This is a genomic window from Symbiopectobacterium sp., assembly GCF_051710365.1.
In the GTDB taxonomy this organism is placed as follows: Bacteria; Pseudomonadota; Gammaproteobacteria; order Enterobacterales; family Enterobacteriaceae; genus Symbiopectobacterium.
Genome location: NZ_JBPETA010000153.1, coordinates 1 through 7,249, shown reverse-complemented (window position 1 = coordinate 7,249; position 7,249 = coordinate 1). Strand labels below are relative to the sequence as shown.

The following is a 7,249-nucleotide window of genomic DNA, read 5'->3' as shown; positions in this document are numbered from 1 at the left end:
GCCTTGTTATAGGAGGGCCAGTTAGTGATTTTAAAATTTTGTTTTGCCATGGAGACCTGATTTTGAAACAACTATGGTGATCTGTTCCGATGATTACCCAAACTTTCTATTTATTCAACAAAGCCCGCCACAGGATGTACCAGGTTGTTGATAAAGGCCGAGAACGGCTGTTTCAGCACGATTTTCACCGTCTGCGGATCCACCACTTCCGTGTTGGCAATCACCTTGAACAAGTTATAACGTTTTAGGCGATTTTCCGGATTGCTGGCGCGATCGAGGTTCACTTTCACCGCCTGTGCATTGAAATCGGTGCCGTCATGAAATTTCACACCGGTATGCAGTTTGATGGTATAGGTAAGGTTATCGTCGCTGACCTGATAGCTTTCGGCCAGCACGTTGACCAACTTCATGTCCTTATCGAAACCAAACAGCCCCTGATAGAACGATTTCGCTACCGTTTGCGACAAGGTGTCGTTGGCATCATAGGGATCGAGCGTGGTGAAGTTGGATGCCACAGCAATTACAGCATCTTTCGCCGCCCAGGCAGGTGCAGGCGCCATCAAGGCTGCCGCCACTGCCAGCGCCCCCGCACGTTTGGCAGTGAGCAGATTAACGCGAGTAAAAAGTGTCATTGTGGTCGTATCTCCCTGTATCCTCTGTCAATAAGCGCCCGCAATCGCATGGTGGGCCACATAGTGCCGTTCACCCACCTCAATCAGCGGTGCGATCGTTGGTTCATCGCCCAGCTCCCGAACAGGGCTGGGTATATCATTCGCCAGCAGCGCATGGCGGTGACGGCGGCGGCCCGGATCGGCGATCGGTACTGCTGCCATCAGTTTACGGGTATAAGGATGTTGAGGATTCTCAAACACCGCCTGACGCGGGCCGATTTCTACAATCTGTCCCAAATACATCACAGCAACACGGTGACTGATGCGCTCCACTACCGCCATATCGTGAGAAATAAACAGGAAAGCGATAGCGTATTCCTGCTGCAATTCCATCATCAGATTGACGATTTGTGCACGGATAGAGACATCCAGCGCTGACACCGCCTCATCTGCGATCACCACTTTGGGGTTTAGCGCCAGTGCGCGCGCAATGCATATGCGTTGCCGCTGTCCGCCAGAAAACTCATGTGGATAGCGTCCGGCATGTTCTGGCAACAGCCCCACCCGTTTGAGCAGTTGCGCCACCCGCACTTCAGCAGCCTGCTTATCCATCACCTTGTGGACCAACAGCGGCTCCATGATCGAGAACCCCACCGTCAGGCGGGGATCCAGCGACGCATACGGGTCCTGAAAAATCAGCTGAATATTGCGGCGTATCCGGTGCAGCGCCTCGCTGCCCAGACCTTCAATGCGCTCACCGGAGAAGGCAATCGTGCCGCGCTGGCTCGGCACCAGTTGCAGCAAGGCGCGCGCTGCCGTCGATTTTCCGCAGCCGGACTCCCCGACCAGCGACAGCGTTTCACCGGGGTAAAGATCGAAACTGATGTGTTCCACCGCATATACCTGATGGGTAACGCGGTTGAGTATTCCCCGGCGCAGCGGAAATCGCGTGACCAGATCGCGCACTTGCAACACGGGCGTCGACGGTTCGGGTAGGCTCGCCGATGCTTCGCTAGCCGCGGCTTGCGGAGCAATCGCCTGCCCCTAGGCGTCGGTGAGATGCAATGAAAACGGTGCCGGTTCACTACGCCCGCGCATCTCTCCTAACGTCGGTACGGCCGCCAGCAATGCACGGGTATACACATGCTGTGGCGTGGCAAATATTTCGCCCACGCCCGCGGTTTCGACACAGTGGCCGTTATTCATCACCAGCACGCGATCGGCCACTTCCGCTACCACGCCCATATCATGGGTGATGAAAATCACGGCCATCGCCATTTCGCGCTGCAATAGCTGAATCAGTTGTAAAATTTGTGCCTGAATAGTGACGTCCAACGCGGTGGTCGGTTCATCGGCTATCAGCAATGTTGGCTTACAAGAGAGCGCCATGACGATCATGATACGCTGGCGCATACCGCCTGAAAGCTGGTGCGGATAACGACCCAGCACGCTTTTCGCTTCTGGAATTCTGACCAGATCGAGCATGCGCAACGCTTCTGCCTTCGCGTCCCACGCGGACATGCCTTGGTGCAAACGGATGGACTCGGCAATCTGCTCACCAACCGGAAACACCGGGTTGAGCGAAGTCATTGGCTCCTGGAATACCATCGCCATATCCGCACCACGTAAACGGCGCATCTCACGCTGGCTGGCAGTTGTGACATCCAGAATATGGCCGTTACGACGGCGAAACAGAATCTCACCGTGATGAATATCGCCCCCTGCCTGCTCGATCAAACGCATGATCGCTAACGCTGTGACCGATTTTCCAGAGCCGGATTTACCGACGATCGCCAACGTCTCACCGCGAGCAACCGTCAACGAGAGATCGTGGATCACCGATACCGGCTCCCGCTGCGCGTGAAAACGCACGCCGAGTGACCGCACTGACAGAATCTGCTGTTCCGGCAGAATCAGTGTAGTATCAGCCACTTCACGCATGGGCGCATGGGATATCATGAACGGTTTCTCTCCTTGTTTAACGTGTAGCGGAATCAGTCCGTTTGAAAAACGGTTTTAGTTTTATTTAGCACACTGAGGGAGGTTTAGCATAAAACTGCCGTGCAATGAATAAAATATGTCTCTTATAACATTGCGTTACAGCACATAATCAATCCATCTATACCTGTTCAGTCTTAAAGGGTACTACTCCCTGATGATGCAGTTTCCTGCCATAACCTTGACGTTGTCACGTTCACCCGCTGGGTGTTCTCTGACATAATAGCGTTCACTTTGCTGGCGTAATCCCAGTGCACTGTATCGCGTTTTGCCCGATCTCCCGACGCAAAGACGTCGGCGAATGGAGTCATCATGGAAGCATTTACCTCAGGTTTACTCGCGCTTGAGCAAGCGCTGCAACGTATGCTGGCGCTGGTTTCACCGCTGGCGCAGACCGAAATCGTCTCTCTTGAACAGGCTGCGGGCCGCATTACCGCCACCGATATAACCTCTCCTCTCGACGTGCCCGCATTTGCCAATGCCGCGATGGATGGCTATGCCGTGCGCATGGCCGATCTGGCACAGGCTGATGCACTGCTGCCCGTGGCAGGGAAAGCCTTTGCCGGTAACCCGTTCGTTGGTGACTGGCCCGCAGGAAGTTGTATCCGCATCATGACCGGCGCGCCGGTTCCGCCGGGGACAGAGGCGGTTATCATGCAGGAATACGCCGAAGCAGAGGCTAACGGCGTGCGTTTCACGCACCCGGTGAAGGTGGGGCAAAATATCCGTCTGGCAGGGGAAGACATTCAGCGCGGCGCGCGCGTCCTACCGGCGGGCTGCGCATTGGGGCCAGCCCGTTTGCCGCTGCTGGCATCGCTGGGCGTGGCTGATGTCACCGTGATACGCCGCCTGCGCGTGGCCGTATTTTCTACCGGCGATGAATTACAGCGTATCGGTCAGCCATTACAGGCAGGGCAAATTTACGACACCAACCGTTTTGCGGTACGCCTGATGCTGGAAAAACTGGGCTGCGATATTCTCGATCTCGGCATCATCCGCGACGATCCGGTAGCCCTGCGCGACGCGTTTCAACGCGCCGACAGTGAGGCCGATTTGGTCATCAGCAGCGGCGGCGTTTCGGTGGGAGAAGCCGATTACACCAAACAGATTCTGGACGATATTGGTAACATCCATTTTTGGAAGTTGGCGATCAAGCCCGGCAAGCCGTTCGCCTTCGGCAAACTGCGTCAGGCCTGGTTCTGCGGCCTGCCCGGTAATCCGGTCTCTGCTGCCGTCACCTTCTATCAATTGGTGCAACCGCTCATCGCTCAGCTTTCCGGCCACAGCCAGTGGCACTTCCCGCCGTGCCAGCGAGTGAAAGCGGCCTCGGCGTTGAAGAAAACCCCTGGCCGCCTCGATTTTCAACGCGGTATCGTTAGCCGAAATGATCACGGTGAGTTGGAAGTCAGGGCCACGGGCCATCAGGGCTCGCACATCTTCAGCTCATTCAGCCTTGGCAACTGCTTTATCGTATTGGAAGCCGAGCGCGGTGCGGTAGCCGCCGGAGAGTGGGTTGAAATCGAACCCTTCAATGCACTGCTGGGAGAGTGATAATGTCAACAACCGCTCCCGAAGCACCAGAGAGTGAGGATGCGCTAAGCCACAGCGACATGCTGCGTTACAACCGCCAAATCATGCTGAAAGGCTTCGATTTTGACGGGCAGGAGGCGCTGAAAGCGGCCAGCGTACTGGTGGTGGGGTTGGGCGGCTTGGGTTGTGCCGCAGCACAGTATCTGGCAGCGGCGGGCACAGGGCATTTGACGCTGCTGGATTTTGACACCGTTGCGCTCTCCAACCTGCAACGCCAGATTTTGCACCGTGATGCACGTATCAACATGGCAAAGGTCACCTCTGCCGCTACGGAACTGGCCGCGATTAATCCCCATATTGTGCTGGAGTGCATTAACGACGATCTGGCGGATGAAGCCTTGCAAGCGCTGGTAACGCGCCATCAGGTGGTACTGGATTGCACCGACAACGTGGCGATACGCGATCGCCTTAATCGCTTTTGTTTTCACAGCAAAACGCCGCTGGTTTCTGGTGCTGCCATTCGCATGGAGGGCCAGATCAGCGTGTTTACCTACGGTGAACAAGAGCCCTGCTACCGCTGCCTGAGCCGACTGTTTGGTGAAAACGCACTCACCTGCGCCGAAGCCGGGGTGATGTCCCCCCTGGTCGGTATCATCGGTGCTTTGCAGGCGATGGAGGCGATCAAACTGCTGGCGCATTTTGGCGAACCTGCGGTCGGTCGGTTGGTGTTGTATGATGCCATGACCACACAGTTTCGCACGATTACGCTACCCAAAAGTCCACACTGTGAGGTGTGCGGACACTGATCTGGCTACGGTAGCTCAGGTTACCGTCCCATATTCTGGGCACGTTTTTGCTTAGCCGCTATTCTTCTATGGTATTTAGCTATCAGACTTGAAGCAGTCACTTAAGGGTGCCACAGTATTATATACCCGTCATACTTCAAGTTGCAGATGCGTTGGCTGCGCTCACTCACCCGAATCACTTACTTAAGTAAGTGATTCGGGGTTCCTTCATTTGCCGCCTTCCTGCAACTCGAATTATTTAGGGTATAGGTATTTTGCGTCAAGGTTGCGAAATAACATCCTGATGAGGAATGATTAGAGGGGAATAACGCATGAGCAACGCATTTTTGCAGGCTATCAAGGTTCGCCGTTCCATCTATGCCATCGGTTCACACCTGCCGATTTCTGAAGAGAAAATCACCGAAATCGTCACTACAGCGGTTAAGCAGAGCCCGTCATCGTTCAACTCGCAAAGCTCTCGCGTCGTGATCCTGTTCGGCGCGCAGCATAAGAAATTGTGGGATATCGTCAAACATCAGCTCCAAAAAATCGTGCCTGCGGATGCTTTTGAGCCCACCGAAAAAAAACTGGCCTCGTTTGCTGCGGGCGCCGGGACCGTGCTGTTCTTTGAAGATACTGACGTGATCGAGACTTTGCAAAAGCAGTTCGCACTTTATGCTGACAACTTCCCTATCTGGTCTGAACACGGCACCGGTATCGCGCAGTTCGCCGTCTGGACCGCCTTGGCACAAGAAAACGTCGGTGCATCACTACAGCACTACAACCCGCTGATTGATGATGATGTGAAAAAAGCATGGAATTTACCCGCGCAGTGGAAACTGCGGGCGCAGTTACCGTTCTGCTCCATTGAGCAACCGGCCGGTGAGAAAACCTATATTAATGACGAAACTCGTTTTCGCGTTTTCAAATAAGGAATAAACCGCACTGACGTTCAGGGGCGTATTTACGCCTCTGAATCAGCGCGGCGCAAACACCTCAATGGCTTTCTGTTCAATGGTAAAATGTGCCGGAGTGCGGCCAATCAGCTCACCGTCCGCGTTGATATCGTGCGGTCGCCGAGTGTTAAGTATCAACTCCGTCGTGGAAAAAGCCCGCACCTGACGCCAACGCCCTTGAGTACCACGGCGTAGAAATGGGATCAGCGCAATCATCTGCCACCAATGGGTCACTTCAAGGCTATAAACATCAAGCAGCCCGTCATCCGGCGCGGCGCGCTCTTCTACCGTCATACCGCCGCCATAAAAGCGCCCGTTACCCACTGAGATTTGTACCGTTCTGACACGTTCGGCCGTGCCTTCATGAACAATTTCCGCACGAAATGGCCGACTTTGGCGCAACAGCTTACAGGCAGCCAGCGCATAGCCGAGCGTTCCCCAGCGTTTTTTGGATTCGGCGGTCAGTTCACGCGCCAAAGCAGCAGAAAAACCGATACTGGACACGTTAAAGAACAGGTGACCGTTCACCTTTCCTAAATCTACAGCTCGACGGTGACCAGCAACGATAACCGAAATGGCGTTTTTCAGATCGAAGGGGATACCCAGCGTGCAAGCAAAATCATTGGCCGTTCCCAGCGGTAGCACTCCCAGCGGCAACCCTGTCGCCACCAGGCCCGGAGCTGCCGCGTTCAGGCTGCCGTCGCCGCCACCGACGATGACGCTATCGACGCGATCGGCATAATGCTCGATCAATTCGCTGTAGGTCATCGTCAGGTCTGCGTTGGGAACGATCACCCGCAGTCCCTGCGCCGTCAGTTGAGCCAGCACCTCTTTGCGTGCGCAGTCGCCCTTCCTTGATTTTTCATTAATCAACAGCAAGGCGGTGGCGGGTTCCTGTTGGCTTGTCATCATCGGCGGCATGATTGTCTTTCCCGTATGGCGTGCCTAAATAACCCTCGATTTAACCACAGGATAAATCGCTCGCTCAACCCCCCTTGCCGAAGGCGACATTAGTCTACAAAACATGACATTGAACGGCTTTCGACTTTTGCTTGAGCAACATCTGGAGGACGCGCAACAGAAATGACACGCCTGTTTGCCGTTTTGTCAGGCGACTGCTTAACTTCAGTTAGCTGCATGTATCATCTTGATGCATAATCAGCGGCGTCCTTCACTCCCGCACAGAACACTATGAGGGTACAGCTTTGCGTGTAGATCTAATGACAAGCGCTGTATGGTTAAATAAAATGTACTAGCTCAGACCTGATCTGACAGTTACCGGTTATTTATACAGGTGTCTGTCAGATTAAATCTGGTTCAGATTTTTTTCTGCCCAGACCCGTTTACCATCAAGTAATGTTGCCATTGG

At 54.4% G+C, this 7,249-nt stretch carries 4 protein-coding genes and 2 pseudogenes; 3 read left to right on the top strand and 3 right to left on the bottom strand.

Translation table 11 applies throughout. From position 1 onward, the window contains the following. Positions 1-116 precede the first annotated feature (116 nt). Positions 117-560, bottom strand: a pseudogene (locus tag ACTBDZ_RS13120) (ABC transporter substrate-binding protein); the annotation flags it as partial. A gap of 99 nt (positions 561-659) precedes the next feature. Further along, positions 660-2,552: pseudogene (locus ACTBDZ_RS13115) on the bottom strand (dipeptide ABC transporter ATP-binding protein). Between the two features lie 369 nt (positions 2,553-2,921). Between ACTBDZ_RS13115 and moeA the strand changes: the two are divergent. From moeA to ACTBDZ_RS13100, 3 genes are all read left to right on the top strand, one after another. Beyond that, the gene (moeA, locus tag ACTBDZ_RS13110; RefSeq protein ID WP_438815645.1) at positions 2,922-4,160 is read left to right on the top strand and encodes a molybdopterin molybdotransferase MoeA; all 1,239 of its coding nucleotides are present in this window, start codon (positions 2,922-2,924) and stop codon (positions 4,158-4,160) included. A 2-nt stretch (positions 4,161-4,162) separates the two neighbouring features. Further along, positions 4,163-4,945 (top strand): molybdopterin-synthase adenylyltransferase MoeB, encoded by a 783-nt coding sequence (gene moeB, locus ACTBDZ_RS13105; protein WP_438815644.1) that lies wholly within the window; start codon positions 4,163-4,165, stop codon positions 4,943-4,945. Positions 4,946-5,256: 311 nt separating this feature from the next. Then, complete coding sequence (locus ACTBDZ_RS13100) at positions 5,257-5,856, top strand: nitroreductase family protein (RefSeq protein WP_438815643.1); 600 nt, start codon at positions 5,257-5,259, stop codon at positions 5,854-5,856. Between the two features lie 45 nt (positions 5,857-5,901). On the opposite strand, the gene ACTBDZ_RS13095 is transcribed toward ACTBDZ_RS13100, so the two are convergent. Then, a complete protein-coding gene (locus tag ACTBDZ_RS13095; RefSeq protein WP_438815642.1) occupies positions 5,902-6,792 on the bottom strand; it encodes a lipid kinase in 891 nt (296 codons plus the stop codon). Between the last annotated feature and the right edge of the window lie 457 nt (positions 6,793-7,249).

Excerpts from the sequence above, each read along its gene's own strand:
- moeA (WP_438815645.1), top strand. The coding sequence starts at position 2,922 with ATGGAAGCATTTACCTCAGGTTTACTCGCGCTTGAGCAAGCGCTGCAA.
- moeB (WP_438815644.1), top strand. The coding sequence starts at position 4,163 with ATGTCAACAACCGCTCCCGAAGCACCAGAGAGTGAGGATGCGCTAAGC.
- ACTBDZ_RS13095 (WP_438815642.1), bottom strand. The coding sequence starts at position 6,792 with ATGATGACAAGCCAACAGGAACCCGCCACCGCCTTGCTGTTGATTAAT.
- ACTBDZ_RS13100 (WP_438815643.1), top strand. The coding sequence starts at position 5,257 with ATGAGCAACGCATTTTTGCAGGCTATCAAGGTTCGCCGTTCCATCTAT.